A 20,521-nucleotide genomic window follows, 5' to 3' on the forward strand; every position below is an offset into this window, starting at 1 on the left:
AGCCTTGCCTTTCTTCTGTGTCTAGCTGATGCCCATGAGTGCAATGAGACAGAGAATCGCTGTAATAATTGAAAACACCGCCACTACCCTGGTCTCCGACCAGCCCATCAATTCAAAATGATGGTGGATCGGCGCCATTTTAAAGATACGCCTGCCTCCGGTTAATTTAAAATAACCCACCTGGAGGATTACCGATATGATCTCCATCAGGTAAATAAAAGCAACTAAAATAATAAACAAAGGCATCTGCAGCATGAAGGCCGTCGCAGCCACAAAACCGCCCAGAGCCAGAGAGCCGGTGTCCCCCATGAAGACCTTGGCGGGATACACATTATATAATAAGAAGGCCATCAGGCTTCCGGCTACTGCGCCGGTGATGGGAGACAGATTGCTCTGCAATCCGATGGCAACCACCGTAAAGAAGGTGGCAATCAGTACGGTGACACTGGATTCCAGTCCGTCCAGCCCATCTGTAAAATTGGAACCGTTCACCGTTCCGAGAACAACGATCAGAAAGAAGGGGACGAACAAATAGGAGATATCCAGATACTTTCCTCCGGAAAAGGGAATTAGCATCTGTGTTCCGATCTCTGTATAGCGGTCAAGATAAAACCCAAACACCGCAGTTACCAGGATCTGCCCTACCAGCTTTTGCCATGCCCGAAGTCCCATATTTCTCTTCATGACCACCTTAAGATAATCATCCATAAAACCAATAATACCAAAACCGATGGTCACAAATAAAACCGGAACGATCTCCTTATAATCCTTGATATATAGTAAACAGGTGATTGCTATACTGAGTACGATAACAATTCCGCCCATGGTTGGAGTACCGGATTTTTTCTGATGTGATTTGGGTCCTTCCTCCCGGATATACTGTCCGAATTTCAGCTTTTTCAAAAAGGGAATCAGCAGCGGACAGAGTATTGCACATACACCGAAGGAGATGATTACGGGTAATATTACTTTAAATTCAGAAAAATTCATAGTGTCCTCCATTCTTAGATGGGCTGTGTCTTCCTTTGATCCCATCCGCCAGTAATTGGCATCATTCATTGGTATTTATTCAAAATATAAGATTAGATCGCTGTCCTTATTTACCGTTTCCCCTGACAGCGGGAACTGCTCTGTTACCGTCTCCCCTTCGCCCAGGGAATACAGTTCTCCGAAATCATAGATCTTCAGCATATCTTTTACTTCCTTCTTTGACTTTCCTAAGAAATCCGGCATCTCGAAGGTGCCGATATTGTATTTGGCAATCTCCGCTTCCGAATATCTTTCCTCAATGCCCAGATAAGGAAGTATATTGTCAAACAGGGATGCGATGACCGGTGCCGCGATGGTGCCGCCGTAATAAATTCCTACCGGATCTTCAATCAATACCATGGCAATTACCTGGGGATTGTCAGCAGGGGCAAAGCCTATGAAGGAGGAGATGTATTGATTGCTGCTTCTGGGCAGCTTCTCCGAGGTTGCCGTCTTTCCTCCGATCCGAAAGCCCGGAAGATAGGCCCGCTTTCCTGTTCCGTCTGAAACCACCGCTTCCAGCAGCTCCTTCATGGTCTCAGAGGTCTCCTTTGATACGGCCTGTGTGCTGGTCTTGTAATCCAGGGCCCATATCCTGCCCCCATCCGATGACCGGACTTCCACTCCCAGATGGGGAGTGACAAGGGTGCCTCCGTTTACCACGGCGCTGGTTGCCACCATTAATTGCAGCGGGGTAATCTGAAAAGACTGGCCGAAGGATATGGTTGCCAGCTCTACCACGCCTACCTTGTCGGGTTTATGCATAATCGAGTTAGCCTCTCCCGGCAGATCCACCCCGGTCTTCTGGAATAATCCCAGCTTCTTAAAATACTCATACATCTTTTCCACACCCACCCTGGCTCCGATTTCCATGAACACAGGGTTGCAGGAATTCTTTATTCCCTCCACAAAATCCTGGCTTCCGTGCCCCCCTGCCTTGTGGCAGCGGATGATCCGATCCTCCACTTTCTTGTAGCCGGGACAGTAGAACCGGTCCGTCAGCTTAACCACATGCTCCTCCAGCGCGGCGGTGGCTGTTATGATCTTAAAGGAGGAACCCGGTTCATAGGTATCGCTGATACAGGCATTCCGCCACATCCCGTTCAGCAGTTCATTTTTCTTCTGGTCGGTCAGCACCTGCCCCTGGTACTCCTCGGCGATCTCCTGAATAAGGGTGTAAGGATCATTCAGATTGAATTCCGGCACATTTACCATAGCCATCAGCTCACCGTTCTGGGGATTCATCACGATCAGCTTTACATTGGAGGCCTGCTTTGCCTCCATTACCTTTAGAGCGGCCTGCTGAGCATATTGCTGGATGTTCATATCCAGACTGATATACAGATCATTGCCGGGCTGAGGCTCGATCCGGTCCTCTGCGGCATTCTCTATCTCCACGCCATAGGCTGTTGTGAGAGTGAGTATGGTTCCGTCAATCCCTTTGAGGATTTCATCGTATTTTACCTCCAGGCCGATGATGCCCTGATTGTCACTTCCGGTAAAGCCGATTACCTTGGAGGCAAGGGAATCATAGGGATAATATCTCTTGTAATCCTCATCCACCATGACCCCGTCCAGATCGTATTCTCTGATTTTATCTGCAATTGACTTATCTACATTGGATTTAATCCTTTCGATGGAGGAGCGTTTCTCCACTCTTTTTCTTACTTTTTCTTCACTTAACCCCAATTCCGCGGACAGAAGGGCAATTACCCGCTCCGGATCGGTTATCTGGGCATGAATTACTGATATGGTACAAACCGGCTTATTCGTAGCAATTGCTTTCCCGTTGGCATCATAGATAATTCCTCTCGCTGCCTTGATAGCCCGCTCCCGTTCATGGAGCTCCTTTGCCCTGGCGGCATAATCCTCCGATTTCATTATCATCAGATATCCCAGCCGGCCAACCAGTATGAGGGCGGCGAGAAATACAACGGTAACCACCACCAATACGTTTCTTCTGTGATAGGTTCTGTTTTTAGCCATATACCCATACCCTTGAAAGGTATCACCTTTATATCTTATCGTTTCATTTTATTACAAACAAGTTGTGTTTATTCAACAATTCCGATAAAGGAGGCCATAACCTGTATTAATCGCTCAAAGCATCCGCATTGAACTCATCCTCATAAGAGATTCCTTCCTCACCCGGAGTTCCTCCCTCTGCAGGAATTCCTTCTCCTTCTTCCTCCGGAAGGCCGGTCTCACCCTCTGAAGGCAGTCCTTCTCCCGAATTATCCGACGGCTCTGTTTCGGAAGCTCCATCGTCCGGGGAAGAATTCCCGGGGGAAGCATTCCCCTGAGGAGTACCCTCGCCCGAATTATCTCCCTGGGAGTTGTTTTCCCCTGATGTATTCCCCTGGGCATTGCTGCCCTGAGAGCCGCCTTCTCCTGGTGTATTTCCCTGGGTATCGCCTCCTTGAGAGCTGCCTCCCTGGGTATTGCCTTCTCCCGATGTATTTCCCTGGGTATTCTCTCCTTGAGAACTGCCCGCATTTTCACCTGTATTTTCTTCCGAGGGGAGCAGGTAATCAATCTCACCATCCGGATAAATGCCCAGTGCCGGCAGCAATTCCTTCATAATTCTGCTGGCAAAGGTTGTGGCAATAGAGCTGTCCGCCTGTTTCTCCACATTCTGAGGCTCATCAATCATCACATAGATAACTATTTCCGGATTAATGGCAGGAACCGCGCCTACAAAAGATACCACATAGGTCTTGGCGGCACGGGGAAGCTTCTGGGCTGTACCGGTCTTGCCTCCTACGGCATAGCCTTCTACCTTGGCACCTTGTGCGGTTCCTTCTTCCACCGTCAGATACATCGCGTTTTGTATAAAATCGGAGGTTTTCTCCGATACCGTCTGACGTACCAGAAGCTTGTCTGTCTCCGTCACTGTTGCACCGTTGGCATTCACAATCTTCTTAACAATATGGGGTTGGTAATAATATCCGCCGTTTACAAGAGAGGAATAGGCCGCCGCCAGCTGCACCATGGTAACAGTAAATCCCTGGCCGAAGCTGTTGGTTGCCAGCTCCACCGGGTTAAGGGCATCCTTCGTCATGGTAATGCCGGTTCCTTCTCCCGGAAGATCAATACCTGTCTTTCTCCCAAAGCCAAAGCTGTTCTGATAACGGTAGAAGATGTCCCTCCCCTCCCTGTCAACAATCTGCATCAGGGCGTCGTTGCAGGACTTCATCAAGGTCTGGGTCAGATTGAGATCGCCATGCCCGCGCTTGTTGCTGCAGGCAATGGGAACCCCAAGAATATTCTCCGACCCGTCACAAAAGAAATGATCATCCTCGGACAAGGTCCCCTCTTCCATTCCCGCGGCAATGGTAATCGGCTTAAAAGTAGAACCCGGTTCAAAGCCGCTGGTAATAACATCATTCTTCCACATGGCATTCAGAGCCTCGGTCTTCTCTTCCTCGGACATGCCGGCCAGCTCCGTTTCCGACAGAATGCCTTCCAGGTTCCTGGGGTTATTCAGATCATACTCCTGATTCGAAGCCATTGCAATAATTTCTCCGTTATTGGGATCCATAATCAGCACGCCGATACTCAGACTGCCGAAATCCTTGTTGAACTGGGCAATATGCTTCTGTATAATCCGCTGGGCATTGGCATCAATGGTGCTGATTACCGTATTGCCATTAACCGCCTTCTTAATAATCCGCTCTATATTCAGATCCGCATCATAATACCCGTATTCTCTTCCGTTGGTTCCATTCAATTCCCGGTTATAGTATTCTTCAATCCCCCAATAGCCCGTATCATCCGCCGAGGTAAATCCCAAAATATCACAGGCCAGCGCACCATAGGGATAACTGCGCACATATTCCTCCTCGAAGGTCACACCGGAAATGGCTTTATTCCCTTTTACTTTGTTATGCGCCTCAACCTTCGCTTCAAAGCTTTTCACATCCTCATGCTTAAGCTTCTTGCGCACAATCACATACTGTTTATCGGACTTTTCTTCCAGTATCTTATTAAATTCTTCCTGGGTAACCGCGAAACTTTCCTGTAAAGCCAGCTGTGTCACATCGATACACTCCTGCTTATCCTCCAGCAACAGCCGGGGATTTAGAATCAACCGGTACTGGAGTTCGCTTCTGGCCAGCACCGTCCCGTTCCGGTCGGTGATATCCCCTCTCTTGTAGGGAAGCACCTTGCTTACATAAGTTTGTTTTGACAATACAGACTTAGTGTACTGGTCACCTCTGGTCTGCATGATATAGACCAGCCGTCCCATCAGTCCAAATAACAGGAGAGTAATAACACAAAATACAAGCAATAGTTTTGCTTGCATTCGTGAATTAAATTTTTTAATTGTTTTATCCTGTGCTCTTTCCATTGCAGCATACCTCATCATTCCTGTGTGCAACATCCGTTTGGGATCCCCATCCGATCCCCCTTCAGGGAATATCCTCATATTGTCTCACATAGTTATTAAAACCACTTTTATAGGTTATGATCTCATTATTATTGGGATAAACCATTCCCAGCTTTTCCACCGCAACCTTGTAGACATATTCCAGATCCACCGCAGAATCAATTGCTTCAAATGCCGCGGCATTCTCATCGGACAGACGCTTAATCTCCTGCTCCACCTTAATGATATTTTTCTCCGTCTGGCTCACCTGAGTCTGAAGCATCAGATAATCCACACAGACATAAACCGTAACAATAATTGCACAGGTCAGAACCAGCAGGGAAGCAAAGTTCACCCCCGAAAATACTTTCGGCTGATGATGCACCTGTTTCCTTCTGGAAGGAGCCTGGCGCTCTTCCTCCCTGCGGATATCCGGAGCCGGATTCAGTCTCCTCGCCGTACTCCCATCCACATAAACCGCTCTCGTATTCTCATATTGATATCGTTTCTTATTCGCCTCCATGCCAGAAACCCCTTTCTATCTCTCACATATGAAAATCAGTCATATATCCCATCCTGTGTGAGGGAGCACCGTGTCTTCTTCCCTGCCACAAGCCGAACCATATCGTTTTCATTATTATGCCTGTCCCATTTCCTGGCCCGATTTCGCCGGCGGCTTTCCATCGCCGGCTTCCTTCCCGTTAATAGACCGTCCCTCAGCTGCGTTCAAATACCCGGAGCTTTGCACTTTTTGAGCGCTTATTGTATTCCAGCTCTTCGGCCGAAGGAAGAATCGGCTTCCTCGATATTACTCTTCCCTGAGAAACCCTTCCGCATACACACACCGGAAAATTCGGCGGGCAAATACAGGGATTTTCATTGGTTTTAAAACAGGATTTCACAATCCGGTCCTCCAGGGAATGGAAGGTGATAATACATAACCTGCCTCCCGGTGACAACAGCCCGATCATGTCCTCCAGAGTATCCTTAAGTACCTCCAGCTCCCGGTTCAGTTCAATTCTGATTGCCTGGAAGGTTCTCTTTGAAGGGTGTCCCGTGTTCACTCTCAGCTTCATCGGAATGGCCGCCTTAATCGCTTCATTCAGCTCAAAGGTGGTCTCGATGGGCTTCTCTTCTCTCATTCGTACGATATGCTTCGCTATATTCTTAGCAAAGCCGTCCTCCCCGTAATCCCGGATAATACGGTACAGCTCCATCTCCGGGTAATTGTTCACAATATCCCTTGCTGTCTTCTCCTGACGGGTATCCATCCTCATGTCCAGGGGAGCATCTTCCTTATAGGAAAACCCCCTCTCCGGTGTATCCAGCTGGTAGGAGGATACTCCCAGATCCAACAGTATCCCGTCCGCCCGGTCAATCCCAAGGCCGTGAAGTACCTCTTTCATCTCACTGTAATTGCTTCTGACCACCGTTATCCGGTCTCCATACGGTGCCAGGCGTTCTCCCGCGGCCAGAATTGCCGCCTCATCCTGGTCAATCCCGATGAGCCTTCCGGTAGTCAGCCGTTTGGCAATCTCGAAGGAATGACCCCCTCCGCCCAGGGTTCCATCGGCATAGATTCCCTCGGGCTTTATCTTCAAATGTTCTATTGTTTCTTCCAACAACACCGATTTATGCTCAAATGCCATATCAATCTCCATTCCTGCCATAGGCAGCACTAACATTTTGTCCGCCTAGAAGCTGATGCCATACTGTGACATATGCTCCGCGATAGCATCCACATCATCATAATCGTTATTGTTCTCCCAGCGTTCCCTGCTCCAGATCTCTATCTTATTCAGTACTCCCACAAAAACGATGTCCTTATCCAATCCGGCACTTTCCCGCAGCTTCCCTGGCACTAGTATTCTACCCTGTTTATCGACTTCACATGCAGCCGCCTTCGCCATAAAATATCTTTGAAGCTGTCTTGCTTCCTTCGTTCCCGGCAATTTCGAAAGTTCATTGATGAAAGCCTGCCATTCTTCCTGCGGGTACGCAAATAAGCAGCCATCCAGACCCATCGTGATGACAAACTCTTCTCCCAGCCCCTCCCGGAACTTCGACGGTATGATGACCCTTCCCTTGCTATCGATGGAATGATCGTATTCACCCATGAACATACGGCTTCACCTTCTCTTCAGATGGGGCCTCTGTGATTTCGGGGAACTTGTCCCACTTTTGTGGGTTTTCACTCCACTTCCCACCACTTTGCTCCACTTATGGCTTTATTCTATATTAAAATGGGGAATTAATCAAGCCTGAAATCAAAAAAAATAGCCCGCAAAGACTGACAAGTACTGCCTTTGCGGGCTGTTTCGATTACTTTCTACTAGATATGGTATTTTTATAGAATATCGAACAAAATGTGTCAATATATAGGCAGGATACATCCTATAGGAATTTTGACCTAATGCGCCTGAATTCAGAACCTGTATCTTACCTTGGCCCTTTTTCTCTTATAAATCAGCAGTACCAGGCAAATAACCACAATAAAAGCGGATAATATTTGGGAGACGGCAAAAGGGGTTCCCCAAAGGAACAGCTGGTCCGTGCGGAGCCCTTCCACCCAGACCCGGCCTGCACCGTAGCCAATCAGATAGAGGAGCATGATCTCTCCGTCGAATTTCTTATGCTTTGTATAGAGAAGCAGGAAAATCAGCAGCACCAGGTTCCATACAGACTCATAGAGGAAGGTTGGATGTACCTGGATATATATCGCATCCCCCACCGTAACCGTCTTATTTCTTATTTCGAGAATACGCTCCAGAACCTCTTCCTTTCCCCGGTACATCTTCTCCAGCTCGGTCAGCGACATGGTATTCCGATAGATTCTCGACACATCCTTAACATTTAACTGCATGGCCAGCAGCCCGTCGGTATATTTGCCAAAGGCCTCCCGGTTGAAGAAATTACCCCAGCGTCCAATTATCTGCCCCGTAACCAATCCGATGCATGCGGTATCCGCCAACAGCCAGAAGGGATATTTCTTCACCTTTGCAAAAATAATTGCCGCCAGCACGCCTGCTATAATCCCTCCGTAGATGGCAAGTCCGCCGGTTCTCAGGTTGAGAATGGACCAGGGTCTGTCTTCAAACTCCTCAAAGGCAAAGACCACATAATACAGCCGCGCTCCGATTACAGAAGAAATTATGGCAACCAACGCAAAATCCAGGTAAATCTCTGCATTCTGCCCCGTGGCTTTTGCCACTCGTTCCGCCAGAAGCCAACCACAGAGCATTCCGATGGCGATCGCAATGGCATAAAAGGTGATACGAAACCCAAAGATGTCAAACCCGGATCCTACATTCTCCAGCTCTATCCCCAGATTGGGAAAAATAATATTCGTAGCTAATATTGCACGCAATTTCTTCACCACTTTCTATTTATCACTGATTCCCGTCCGCTGCCAGGATACCATTATGATACGCAGCTTCTAATATTTTAATTATACATTGAAGCGGAACAGGATTACATCCCCGTCCTGCACCACATATTCCTTGCCCTCCGAACGAACCAGGCCCTTTTCCTTGGCTGCATTATAGCTTCCGCATTCAATCAGATTTTGATAATTTACAATTTCAGCTCGGATAAACCCGCGTTCAAAATCAGAATGTATCTTTCCTGCCGCCTGGGGTGCCTTGGTGCCGATCTTGATGGTCCAGGCCCTGGTCTCCTTAGGCCCTGCGGTCAGGAAGCTCATTAAGCCCAGAATATGATAGCTGGCTCTGATCAGTTTCTCCAGACCGGATTCCTTTAATCCCAGTTCTTCCAGGAACATGCGCTTCTCGTCCTCTTCCAGCTCCGCAATTTCCTGCTCGATCTGGGCACAGATTACAAACACCTCGGAATTCTCCTGGCCGGCGATGCCGCGAACCGTCTCCACATACTGGTTGCCCGCTCCATCCTCTGCCAGATCCTCCTCCTTCACATTGGCCGCATAGATTACCGGCTTGGCAGTTAAAAGATTATAATCCTCCAGCCACGCCTCCTCCTCATCGTCCAGAGTCTGAAAGGCCTTAGCCATTTTTCCTTCTTCCAGAAGCACTTTCAGCCTCTCCTGCATCTGAAGCTCCTTGGCGAGGGATTTATCATTCTTGGCCCCTTTGATGGTTTTGGACATTCTCCGTTCCAGAATCTCAAGGTCGGAGAAAATCAGCTCCAGATTAATTGTCTCAATATCCCGCATGGGATTGACCGATCCGTCAACATGAATCACATTGGAATCTTCAAAGCAGCGGACCACATGTACAATGGCATCCACCTCCCGGATGTTGGAGAGAAACTGGTTCCCAAGGCCTTCGCCTTTGGAAGCTCCCTTTACCAGTCCCGCAATATCCACAAATTCTATGGTTGCCGCTATAATTTTCTCAGAATGGTACAGGTCTCCCAGCACCTGCAGTCTTTCATCCGGAACCGGAACAATACCGATATTGGGGTCAATGGTACAGAAGGGATAGTTTGCCGATTCTGCCCCTGCCTTCGTTAAAGAATTAAAAAGTGTGCTCTTGCCTACATTGGGTAGGCCTACGATACCTAATTTCATTGGTGTCTTCCTTCCTCATCTCATATATTGATAACCATGAACGCTAATGTCCGTGGTATCGTCTTCTCTCTAATCCAAAGATTCTATCACCAGCAGAATTCCTTTAGAGAATTCCACCGCCGCCTGTTCCTCTACAATCTCATTGCTGATTCCCAGGCTGTCTCCCGCTTCCAGAACAATGCCGTCCAGGGGATATTGAAAGCCCTTCAGGGTTAATCCTTCCACCTTCCCGCTGAAAGGGAGCAGGGATACATAGTTTCCATACTGCTTTCCCTTTTCAATAAGAAAACTGGTGTCCTTTAAGTAGATTTTATTATTCTCATCCAGAATGCAGGCCTCCCGCTTTAATTGCAGCGGCAGCAGCAAGAGATGCAGGTTCGCCAGGGTATGATCCAGCCTGCTTCCGGTGGCTCCCATCAGCTCGATATCTTCCGCACCGCGCATCAGCGCCAGTTCGATTGCAATCTGGGTATCCGTCTTATCCTTTTCCCGGGGAAAGACCTCCATGGGTGTTGCCTTCTCCCGATACTTCTGAAGCGTGGCCTCCGGAACGGAATCAAAATCACCCACAATATAATCCGGGGCAATCCCCAGCCGGTCAGCCGCCTCCAATCCATGGTCAACGGCAATAATCATAGAGTATTCCTGTTCCTTCTGTCTCCTGACAAGCAGCGCATCGTCCACCTTGCCGCCGGTGATGATCAATACCTTATTGCTCTTTTCCTTCATACTCATAATCCTATCTTAAGTCCTCTTTACAGCCGTTTCTGAAAGTGATCAAACTGCTGCCGGAAACCTTCTATATTGGCTCTGATGTCTCCTCCGAATACAGCGGTTCCGGCTACAATTACATTGGCTCCGGCTTCCAGCACCAGGGTAACATTTTCCTGGTTGATACCGCCGTCCACCTCAATATCCAATGCAATGCCTCTATCTTCTGCCATCTTCTTAAGCTCTGTAATCTTTCTCAGCGTATCCGGGATCAGCTTCTGTCCTCCAAAGCCCGGATTCACCGTCATAATCAGTACCATATCCAAATCCTGCAAAATATATTCTAAGCCATGTAAAGTAGAAGCAGGATTCAACGATATGCCGGCTTTCATCCCAAGCTCCTTTATCCTTGACACTGTCCGGTGAAGATGAGTACAAGCCTCCGCATGAACCGTGATGATATCCGCCCCCGCTTTTTTAAAATCCTCCAGATAACGGATGGGCTCCTCAATCATCAGATGGACATCAAAAGTAAGCTTTGTATTTTTTCGTATGGAAGCAATAACCGGCATCCCAAAGCTGATGCTGGGAACAAATGTTCCGTCCATCACATCGATATGGAGATATTCCACACCTGCCTGTTCTACAATCCCTATCTGCTCTCCCAGCCTGTTAAAATCAGCTGCTAAAATTGATGGTGCCAGTATCATATGGTATTTCCTCCATTCTTATATCCATGCCTTTTGCCGCACACAGTTTATTTCTATTCCCCTTATCTTTCTTGTCAATTTATAACAGAAAAGAACCCGAACCGCCGTAACAAGCACTTAAACAGCATGTGAATCAGTTCAAGGCTCACAATTTAATAGCGCTTCTGGTTCTTTCGTTCTTCATAAAGAGTAACATAATTTTCATACCGGAGTCTGCTGATTTTCCCATCCTGCAGCGCCTCCTTCACTTTGCAGCCAGGTTCATTCAGATGGTTGCAGCCGATAAAACGACATTCATCCTCATAATCCCGGAATTCCGTAAAATAATTCTTCAGCTCTTCCTTGTCAATCTCATTAATATATAAGGAACTGAACCCCGGCGTGTCCATAATATAGGTATTCTCTTCCACATAAATCAGCTCGGAATGCCTTGTGGTATGCTTTCCCCTTTTAATCTTCTCGCTTACCACTCCGGTCTCCATCCCGGCCTGGGGCTGAATCAGATTAATAAAAGTAGACTTCCCCACCCCGGAAGGACCTGCCAGCACGGTGGTTCTGCCCTTAATCTTCTCATAAAGAACCGCAATTCCTTCTTTGCGGTGCATACTGGCAAATACGGTCTCATAACCGCATCTCAGATAGGTATCCCTCAGCAACGCAATTTCTTTTCCCTCTGCCAGATCCAGCTTATTGAAGCAGACCACGGTATCCACCTGTTGCTTCTGCATCATAATCAGAAAGCGATCCAGCAAATTCAAATTAGGATCAGGCTCCGCTGCTGCAAATATCACTATTGCCTGGTCAATATTAGCAACAGCGGGCCGTATCAATTCATTCTGTCTGGGAAATACCCGGACTATGGTACCCTTACCCTCCGGTTGATTCCCAATGTCAATTTCCACATCATCGCCCACAAGCGGTTTAATATTCTGATTGCGAAATAACCCTTTGGCCTTGCATTCGTAAACAGCATTCTCCTGCGGCACATGGACATAGTAAAAACCTGCAATACCCTTGACAATCTTTCCCTTCAAGCTACTCCTCCACAGCCGTGAATTTCACTGTCCAGGTTGCCGCCTGGGTATCTCCGGGTACTATAAACAGCTCACCGTTCACATACATCCGTACAATGGCAGGCTCGGAACTGCTGCTTACAATGTCAGGAACCGGCAGCGGGAACTCCACTATAGATACATATCCTTCATAGATATTGCTAACTTCGCCTCCCTGATCCATCTCCAATACAATTTCCCCTCCTACCTCGTCCATGTGTTCAAAGGGATTGATGTCAATGGTAACTCTGCCCTCATACATGGTGCTGCCCGGCCCTGCCGGTACATCTTCAGGGGACTCTGTGGGCGTAATGGAGGGTGTACTTGCAGGACCCGAACTGAGTGTAATATCAACCGCAGTTCCCTTGTTCACCTTCTGCCCTGCCGTATTGCTCTGATAAGTTACCAGTCCCTTATCATAGGTCTCAGAGCTTGCATAGGAGACATTCCCCTTCACCAGACCTACCGCGGTCAATGCGGCTGCCGCCTGATCCTCGGTCATTTTAACAAGCACCGGGACCTCTACCAGAACAACCTCCGGCCCCTTGCTCACAAAGACGGTGATGGGTGATCCCTTTGCTACAAAGCTCTGGCGCTTAGGCTCGGTATCAATGACATAGCCCGCCTCCAGCTCATCGCTGTACTTCTCTTCATAGGTAATAACCAGATCTAATTCCTTCAGCTTCTGATCCGCCAGCTCCTTGCTGTAACCGTAGACATTGGGAATCTCATGCTCCTCCGGCCCAAGGCTGATGGTCAGCAGCACCTCTGAGTTTTTCACCACATCGTTATCCGGCTGAGGATATTGCTTCATTACCCTTCCCGCTTCAATGGTATCGGAATAATCATCCACAACCACAATCAAGGCATCTTCCGCCCTGCTTCGGATGGATTTCTCTGCATCCTCCCGGGTCAGGTTGTACACATTGGGAACCGTGTAGGTCTCCTCGGAAGGCTCATCTGACGGAGTGGGGGTATCTGCCTGCGTCGTAGGAGTCAGGCTTACCGGGGGATTCGGATCCTTCGGATCGGAGGATCTGGTCTTGGAGATAAACCAGACTGCCAGCACAATAATCGCAATCGCCAATATGACAACCGCCACAATACTGCCTACCAGAAAAAGCTTCTCCACCTTGGAATCTACGGTATCAAGATCCTCTTCTTCCTCCTCGGCCAGCTTCCTGGTCTGATGGTTTCTGGTATCCCGGATGTCCTCATCCAGATAGGCGCCGTTTTTAATCTTGCTTAAATCATCGGATATGTTAATGGTCGGTGAATCACTGGATACAAATGCGGGTATCTGCACAAACTCGCCGTCCGGATTGGAGATTGCCCTCTTTAAATCCGCAATCAGTTCCGAAGCGGTATGATATCTTCTCTCCGGGCGTTTCTGCATACATTTTTGAACGATCTTATCAATGCTGACCGGAATCTCCGGATCCAGTTCCCGAAGCGGCATCGCTTCCCCCTGGATATGAAGCAGGGCAACGGATACCGTATTATCTCCTGCAAAGGGTACCTTACCGGAAAGCATCTCATACAGAGTGACACCCAGGGAGTAAATATCGCTTTTCTCATCGCTGTATCCGCCCCTGGCCTGTTCGGGAGAGAGGTAATGTACGGAACCCATGGCATTGGAGGTAATGGTATTCGAGGTAGTTGCTTTTGCAATACCAAAATCCGTTACCTTGACCTTACCGTCACGGGAAATAATTATGTTCTGCGGCTTGATATCCCGATGGATAATCCGGTTATCATGTGCGGCCTCCATCCCCAGAGCGATCTGGATACCAATTCCCACCGCTTCCTTAATCTCCAGCTTGCCTTTCCGCTCAATGAAGCGCTTCAGGGTAATTCCCTCCACCATCTCCATCACAATATAATGTAACCCGCCGTCATCCCCTACATCGTATACATTTACAATATTGGGATGGGATAATCCCGCAGCCGACTGAGCTTCTGCCCTGAATTTATTTACAAAGCTTTTATCACTTGAATATTCCGGTTTCAACACCTTGATTGCTACAAACCGATTCAATCTCTGATCCCTGGCCTTATATACATCAGCCATTCCGCCGGATCCCACCTTATCTGCAATTTCATAGCGATCACTGATAACCATACCGGGTTTTAACATGTCCCTTCACCTCGTTTTCATACTTTGATAATGATAATTGCAATATTGTCCCTGCCGCCATTCTCATTGGCACATCTCACCAATGTCTCTGCGGCAGCGGAGGGATCTTCATTTTCCTTGATGATCCGCTCTATCGTCTCGTCCTCCAACATATTCGTCAGACCATCCGAGCACATAAGTACCGTGTCTCCTTCTTCCAGGCTCACTTCAAAAAAATCGGGCGCAACCGTGGTGTTTCCGCCGATTGCCCTGGTAATAATATTTTTGTTCGGATTCATCCGGGCCTCATTCCGATCCAGCTCTCCGGTCTTCACCATAGCCTCCACCAGACTGTGGTCCTCCGTAATCTGCCTTATTTCTTTTCCAATCACATAAAGCCTGCTGTCACCTACGTTGGCAACGTACAGTTCTTTATCAAATATGGTGGCTACCACCAGAGTGGTCCCCATACCCTCTAACTCGCTTTCTTCCTGTGCTTTCTTCCAAAGAGAGTCATTTGCTTCCCTGATTGCGGCTTCAATTAAGGCAATCGGTGCTTCTATCTCACTCTCCCCGACCTTCTGCTTAATAAACTCAACACAGTATCTTGAAGCATAATCACCGGCGTTATGCCCTCCCATGCCGTCTGCCACAATAAATAAATTGGGCAGGCTGCCTACGGCAGCCTCACTGCAAAAGACATAATCCTGGTTTATCCTCCGTCGCTCTCCAATATCAGTTATCGAAAATGCTTTCAAGCCTGCACCTCCTAGTTTTGGCAATCCAGATAGCTCTTCCTTAATTGCCCACAGGCAGCCTCAATATCTGCGCCCATTTCTCTTCTAATAGTAACATTTATTCTATTTTTTTCAAGTATATTTTTAAATTTTTGTATTTTGCTGCTCTCTGATTTATGATAATTCCGTTCCTTTATGGGGTTTACCGGAATCAAATTCACATGGCAGTTCATCCCCCGGATCAATCCGGCCAGCTCCCTGGCATGCTCCTCCTCATCGTTGATTCCGTCCACCAGACTATATTCAAAGGTCAGTCTCCTGCCTGTCTCTTCATAATAATAGCGGTAAGCATCCAGCACCTGGGACAGATCATACTGCACGGCAACCGGCATCAGCTTCTTTCGGATCTCATTGTTTGGCGCATGGAGGGAAAGAGCCAGGGTAACCGCCAGCTTTTCCTTCGCCAGTTCACGGATCTTGTCCGGAATGCCGCAGGTGGATACGGTGATGTTCCGGGCACTGATATTCAGTCCCCCTTCCTCCGTCAGAATCCGAAGAAAACGGATCAGGTTCGGATAATTATCCAGGGGTTCTCCCGTTCCCATAACCACCACATTGGACACCCGCTCCCCTGACAGCGCCTGAATCCGATAGACCTGATCCAGCATTTCCGAAGGAAGCAGATCCCGTTCCCGCCCTCCGATGGTGGAGGCACAGAATTTGCACCCCATCCGGCAGCCAACCTGGGAAGAGATACAGACACTGTTCCCGTGATGATACCTCATGAGCACACTTTCAATCACCCTGTTATCCGGAAGACGAAAAAGATACTTGACCGTTCCGTCCGTCTCGGAATGAAGGGCATCCACCTCTTCCAGCACAGTGATGGGATAGGCCTCTTCCAGCCTGGACCGGAGATCCTTGGGCAGATTCGTCATCTCTTCATAGCCCTTTGCCAGCTTTTCATGCAGCCATTCATAAATCTGCCGGCTGCGAAAGGCCGGCTGGCCCAGGGTTTTCAACACCTGCTCCAGCTCCGGTAAATATAATGATTTTATATCATAATGCTCCATATTCCTACCTGCTTCACTTTCCTGCGGACAGACACAGCGCTCTCCATACCCTGTCCTATATCAATCATTGTATGTATTGCATATTGCATTTATCACATAAACCGGTCATGCCTGCCCTTTGCACAATGCATACATAAACCGGTGCCTGACACCCATGGTCTTTGCACTTAGCAGGCATAAACCGCATGGTTCAGTTTCTCGGAAATTTTCCGGGAAACTGTATTCTTAAGGCGGGAAATCCTATGCTTTTTTTCGGAATTTAGAGATAAAAAATCCATCTGTATTATGGATACCCTGGATCAGCTGCAAATAGCCCTTCCTGGCCGTCTCACACCGAAGAGCTTTCGGAAGCAATTCATAAAAATCCTCTTCCTCAAACTTATAATGATCCAAAAACCATTCCCGGTTTCCCAGGTTCTCTTCCCGATCCACAGTGCAGGTGGAAAAGACCAGAAAACCGCCTTTTTTTACATATTGCTGTGCTTTATCCAGAATCACCCTTTGTAATTCTATCAATTCTTTATGTTGATTTTGTGTCAGCTTGTATTTTATATCTGATTTCTTGCCCAGGACCCCCAGGCCGCTGCAGGGAAGATCTGCAATCACCAGATCAGCCTGTTCCAGAATTCCGGTATCCAGAAGCGTTCCGTCCCATACCTTGGTTTCCACATTGGTAATGCCCAGACGCTCCATATTCTCCCGGACCAGCCCTATCTTATATTCCGTCAGATCCCTGGCGGATACCGTATCGGCTGTCTGAGCCGCGTGGAGGGCCTTCCCGCCCGGAGCGCTGCAGATATCCACCACATAATCCCCGGCCTTGACACCGGACACCTCTCCCACCAGCATCGAGCTGACATCCTGAACCGCAAAGCAGCCGCTGCGAAAGGTCTCCAGCTTCTCCAGATAATCATAATTCCGAAGGGTGAAGGCATACTCCAGATATTCGCTGTCCTCTACGGTCACTCCTTCCTGCACCAGCCTTTGCTTCAGCTCTTTTGGAGTTAATCTGCCCTGATTGCAGCGAATGGTTGTCTCCTTCTCCTTTAAGGAGGAGGACAGCATGGCCTCTACCGTCTCAAAAGGATACTGTTTCAGCAGCTCCTTCACCAGCCAGGCCGGTGTGGAACAGGTAATCTCAAGATAGGCCTCCGGAGAAGAAACCGGATCAGGATAGACGATATTCTCCTTATTCCTGGCAATTCCTCGCAGCACTGCATTGACAAAACCGGACAGCTTTGTAAATCCCCGCTTTTTCGCCAGCTTCACCGCTTCATTGCAGACCGCGGATACCGGAACCGCTTCCATGTAAATAAGCTGGTACGTGCTGAGGCGCAGCAGATTCCGGATCAGCGGCTTCATCTTAGCCACCGGCAGGGATGCATGTTGATCGAGAATATAATCCAGAGTCAGATAATGCTTCACCGTCCCGTGAAAGACGCGGGAGAGAAAAGCTCTTTCCTGCTTCTCCAGCCTCTGGTATCTTTTCAGCGTCTGGTTCAGCACGGTATGACTGTATTTATTTTCTTCCAAAACTTCTAACAACATCTCAAGAACAATTTCTCTCAGATTACACTGAGGCACAGTTTTCATATTGTTCTGAACAATTTCTCTCAGATTACACTGAGGCACAGTTTTCATATTGTTCTGAACAATTTCTCTCAGATTACACTGAGGCACAGTTTTCACATTGTTCTGAATCTTTCCTTTTTTCATTGGTTCAGTCACGCCTTCTCCTTCCGCCAAACAGGAGAATAAGGCGCAGCAGCTGTAAGATGGAAGCCGCGGCGGCAGCTACATAGGTCAGTGCGGCAGCATCCAGCACTTTCTTGGACTGCCCCAGTTCTTCCTGGTATAAGATCCCCGTCTCACCCAGCCGCGCGATAGCTCTGCGGGAGGCATTGAATTCCACCGGAAGGGTGATCAGTTGGAATAAAACCGCTGCTGAAAAAAGCAGAATCCCAAAATCAATCAAGGACTGAAACCCTCCAAGGAAAAGACCGATTAAAATCATAGGCCAGGAAATTACGGAACCAAAATTGGCAACCGGTACCAGCACTCCCCGGATCTTCAGCGGAAGGTAAGAATTCTGATGCTGAATTGCGTGTCCGCATTCATGGGCCGCCACTCCGATGGCCGCCAGGGAATTGGAAGCATAGACCGGTTCCGACAGGCGCAGCACCTTGGATCTGGGATCATAATGATCGCTGAGGCTGCCGGAAACCGGCTCAATACGAACATCATTGATTCCCGACGCGCGCAGGAGTCTCTCTGCCGCTTGGGCTCCCGTAATACCGGACATGCTTCTTACTCTGGAATACTTGTTAAAAGTGGACTTTACCCTGGCTGATGCCAGCAGGGATATTACAACACCGATTAAAACCAATATATAGGTTGGATCAAAATAAGAATAATAAGGCATGCTGCTCTCCTTTCTTTCCGTTTATGATATACCATAGATTATCTCTATTCTTCCTTCTTTTTTCCCAATACAACACCCGGAAGCAGCTTCCTGCCCCGCAGAAAATCAGCCGCCGTCATCCGCTTCTTGCCATCCAGCTGCAGCTCCCGGATCACTAAGGCTCCATCCCCCGCGGCAACCACCAGCGCGTCCTCGCGCAGCTCCATCACCTCACCGGGCACAGCTCCTGTTACATCTCTTTTCTCCGTCTCGGCCCGCCACAGCTTGAGGGTCTTTCCCTCCAGAAGGGTATAAGCACCCGGCCAGGGATTTAAGCCCCGGATCAACCGCTCCAGCCTGTCCGCGGACTGGGTAAAGTCCATCTCACCCATTTCCTTGGTCAGCATTTTCACATAGCTGGCCTTCTCATTATCCTGCGGAATGCGGGCAGCAGTCCCTGCCTCCAGCTGATCCAATGCCTCCAATAATAAGTCTGCTCCAAGCTGCGCCATTTTATGAAAAAGGCTTCCGCCCGTCTCGTCTTCTGCAATAGGGAGCTTTGACTGCAATATCATGTCCCCGGTATCTATCCCCGTATCCATATACATAATGGTAATTCCCGTCTCGTGTTCGCCGTCGATGATGGAATACTGGATGGGCGCAGCTCCCCGGTACTTAGGCAGCAGGGAACCATGAACATTGATACAGCCATAAGGAGGAATATCTAACAAAGCCTTCGGCAGAATCTGTCCAAATGCAGCTACTATGATAGTCTCCGGCGCCAGCTCCCTTACCTTCTCCATAAATTCCGGCTCCCTCACCTTGTTGGGCTGATACACCGGCACAGCATGGGTCAGGGCCAGTTCCTTCACCGGCGAAATGCTCACTTCCTGCTTTCTTCCCTTCTGCTTATCAGGCTGGGTTACCACTCCGATCAGCTGATGCCTGGAATGAATCAATTTGTCCAGCGTTGCCGCCGCAAAATCCGGCGTTCCCATAAATAAAATCTTCATCCCTGTCCATCCTTTCCCGCTCTACTGTACTTCTTCCGCCACCGCCACATCGCGCAGCTCGCCGATGGTCTGGTTAATATACAGCTTGCCGTTTAAATGATCGATCTCGTGGCAGAAGGCTCTGGCCAGCAGCCCCGTACCTTCAATAGTATATTCCTCCATCTTCTCATTATACGCCCTTACCTTAACATAGTCCGGCCTGCTCACGGTTCCCACCTTGCCGGGCACGCTCAGGCAACCTTCATCTCCCACCTGTTCGCCCTCCGTCGCAATAATCTCCGGATTAATCAAAATAATAGGTTCATTTCCCTCTTCCGAAACATCGATCACAATGAGCCTCTTCAAAATTCCAACCTGCGGCGCGGCAAGGCCGACCCCGCCCGCATCATACATAGTATCCAGCATATCTTCAATTAATATCAGAAGTTTTCTATCCGCTTCCTTAATTTCCTTTGCTTCCTTATAGAGCACCTTATCTCCAACCTGCCTGATATTTCTGATTGCCATGAACATCCTTCCTTTCTCTTTCTGTGTCTAAGCCACAGGCGGTACCATTACTTTTTCCTATCATTGAAACATATATATGGGGAAACAATTTTTCTCCTGGCACTAAATCAGTATATAATAATACCACATCATAGCCATCGTGTCAAAAAAATGCTTCGCATTTTTATAGTTTTTCAAACATCCGTTCTTTTTCTGATTGCAATTTTTCTAAAATACACCATAATAGTCTTATATTTCTATGATTATTATGTAACCCT

At 48.3% G+C, this 20,521-nt stretch carries 18 protein-coding genes; all 18 read right to left on the reverse strand.

Annotation, left to right across the window (positions count from 1 at the left end; genetic code table 11):
• Positions 1–21 precede the first annotated feature (21 nt).
• A complete protein-coding gene (mraY, locus tag HNQ56_RS15830) occupies positions 22–990 on the reverse strand; it encodes a phospho-N-acetylmuramoyl-pentapeptide-transferase (RefSeq protein WP_429148260.1) in 969 nt (322 codons plus the stop codon).
• Positions 991–1,065: 75 nt separating this feature from the next.
• On the reverse strand, positions 1,066–3,015 hold the full coding sequence (locus HNQ56_RS15835; protein ID WP_429148262.1) for a penicillin-binding transpeptidase domain-containing protein: 1,950 nt from the start codon (positions 3,013–3,015) through the stop codon (positions 1,066–1,068).
• A 106-nt stretch (positions 3,016–3,121) separates the two neighbouring features.
• Positions 3,122–5,335 (reverse strand): peptidoglycan D,D-transpeptidase FtsI family protein, encoded by a 2,214-nt coding sequence (locus tag HNQ56_RS15840; protein ID WP_429148265.1) that lies wholly within the window; start codon positions 5,333–5,335, stop codon positions 3,122–3,124.
• Positions 5,336–5,441: 106 nt separating this feature from the next.
• Positions 5,442–5,921: a septum formation initiator family protein gene (locus HNQ56_RS15845; RefSeq protein WP_429148268.1), complete on the reverse strand. Its 480-nt coding sequence runs from the start codon at positions 5,919–5,921 to the stop codon at positions 5,442–5,444.
• Between the two features lie 193 nt (positions 5,922–6,114).
• On the reverse strand, positions 6,115–7,047 hold the full coding sequence (rsmH, locus tag HNQ56_RS15850; RefSeq protein ID WP_429148332.1) for a 16S rRNA (cytosine(1402)-N(4))-methyltransferase RsmH: 933 nt from the start codon (positions 7,045–7,047) through the stop codon (positions 6,115–6,117).
• A 45-nt stretch (positions 7,048–7,092) separates the two neighbouring features.
• The gene (gene mraZ / locus HNQ56_RS15855) at positions 7,093–7,521 is read right to left on the reverse strand and encodes a division/cell wall cluster transcriptional repressor MraZ (RefSeq protein WP_429148271.1); all 429 of its coding nucleotides are present in this window, start codon (positions 7,519–7,521) and stop codon (positions 7,093–7,095) included.
• Positions 7,522–7,823: 302 nt separating this feature from the next.
• Positions 7,824–8,777, reverse strand: a complete 954-nt coding sequence (lgt, locus tag HNQ56_RS15860) for a prolipoprotein diacylglyceryl transferase (protein WP_429148274.1) — start codon at positions 8,775–8,777, stop codon at positions 7,824–7,826.
• Between the two features lie 69 nt (positions 8,778–8,846).
• Positions 8,847–9,944: a redox-regulated ATPase YchF gene (gene ychF, locus HNQ56_RS15865; RefSeq protein WP_429148277.1), complete on the reverse strand. Its 1,098-nt coding sequence runs from the start codon at positions 9,942–9,944 to the stop codon at positions 8,847–8,849.
• A 69-nt stretch (positions 9,945–10,013) separates the two neighbouring features.
• Positions 10,014–10,679 carry a thiamine diphosphokinase gene (locus tag HNQ56_RS15870; RefSeq protein ID WP_429148280.1) on the reverse strand — a complete coding sequence of 222 codons (666 nt, stop codon included), beginning with the start codon at positions 10,677–10,679 and terminating at the stop codon, positions 10,014–10,016.
• Positions 10,680–10,699: 20 nt separating this feature from the next.
• A complete protein-coding gene (rpe, locus tag HNQ56_RS15875; RefSeq protein WP_429148283.1) occupies positions 10,700–11,365 on the reverse strand; it encodes a ribulose-phosphate 3-epimerase in 666 nt (221 codons plus the stop codon).
• A 152-nt stretch (positions 11,366–11,517) separates the two neighbouring features.
• Entirely contained in the window at positions 11,518–12,399 is an 882-nt protein-coding gene (gene rsgA, locus HNQ56_RS15880) for a ribosome small subunit-dependent GTPase A (RefSeq protein WP_429148286.1), read from the reverse strand.
• Position 12,400: 1 nt separating this feature from the next.
• On the reverse strand, positions 12,401–14,554 hold the full coding sequence (gene pknB, locus HNQ56_RS15885) for a Stk1 family PASTA domain-containing Ser/Thr kinase (protein WP_429148289.1): 2,154 nt from the start codon (positions 14,552–14,554) through the stop codon (positions 12,401–12,403).
• A 17-nt stretch (positions 14,555–14,571) separates the two neighbouring features.
• Positions 14,572–15,291, reverse strand: a complete 720-nt coding sequence (locus HNQ56_RS15890) for a Stp1/IreP family PP2C-type Ser/Thr phosphatase (RefSeq protein WP_429148292.1) — start codon at positions 15,289–15,291, stop codon at positions 14,572–14,574.
• Positions 15,292–15,302: 11 nt separating this feature from the next.
• On the reverse strand, positions 15,303–16,343 hold the full coding sequence (rlmN, locus tag HNQ56_RS15895; protein ID WP_429148295.1) for a dual-specificity RNA methyltransferase RlmN: 1,041 nt from the start codon (positions 16,341–16,343) through the stop codon (positions 15,303–15,305).
• A gap of 240 nt (positions 16,344–16,583) precedes the next feature.
• Positions 16,584–18,059, reverse strand: a complete 1,476-nt coding sequence (gene rsmB, locus HNQ56_RS15900) for a 16S rRNA (cytosine(967)-C(5))-methyltransferase RsmB (RefSeq protein WP_429148297.1) — start codon at positions 18,057–18,059, stop codon at positions 16,584–16,586.
• 4 nt (positions 18,060–18,063) lie between these two features.
• Entirely contained in the window at positions 18,064–18,765 is a 702-nt protein-coding gene (locus tag HNQ56_RS15905; RefSeq protein ID WP_429148300.1) for a zinc metallopeptidase, read from the reverse strand.
• 44 nt (positions 18,766–18,809) lie between these two features.
• Positions 18,810–19,757, reverse strand: a complete 948-nt coding sequence (gene fmt, locus HNQ56_RS15910) for a methionyl-tRNA formyltransferase (protein ID WP_429148303.1) — start codon at positions 19,755–19,757, stop codon at positions 18,810–18,812.
• A 21-nt stretch (positions 19,758–19,778) separates the two neighbouring features.
• Positions 19,779–20,264, reverse strand: a complete 486-nt coding sequence (def, locus tag HNQ56_RS15915) for a peptide deformylase (protein ID WP_429148305.1) — start codon at positions 20,262–20,264, stop codon at positions 19,779–19,781.
• Positions 20,265–20,521: the final 257 nt, after the last annotated feature.

Source organism: Anaerotaenia torta (assembly GCF_050433395.1).
Taxonomy (GTDB): Bacteria; Bacillota; Clostridia; order Lachnospirales; family Lachnospiraceae; genus Mobilitalea; species Mobilitalea torta.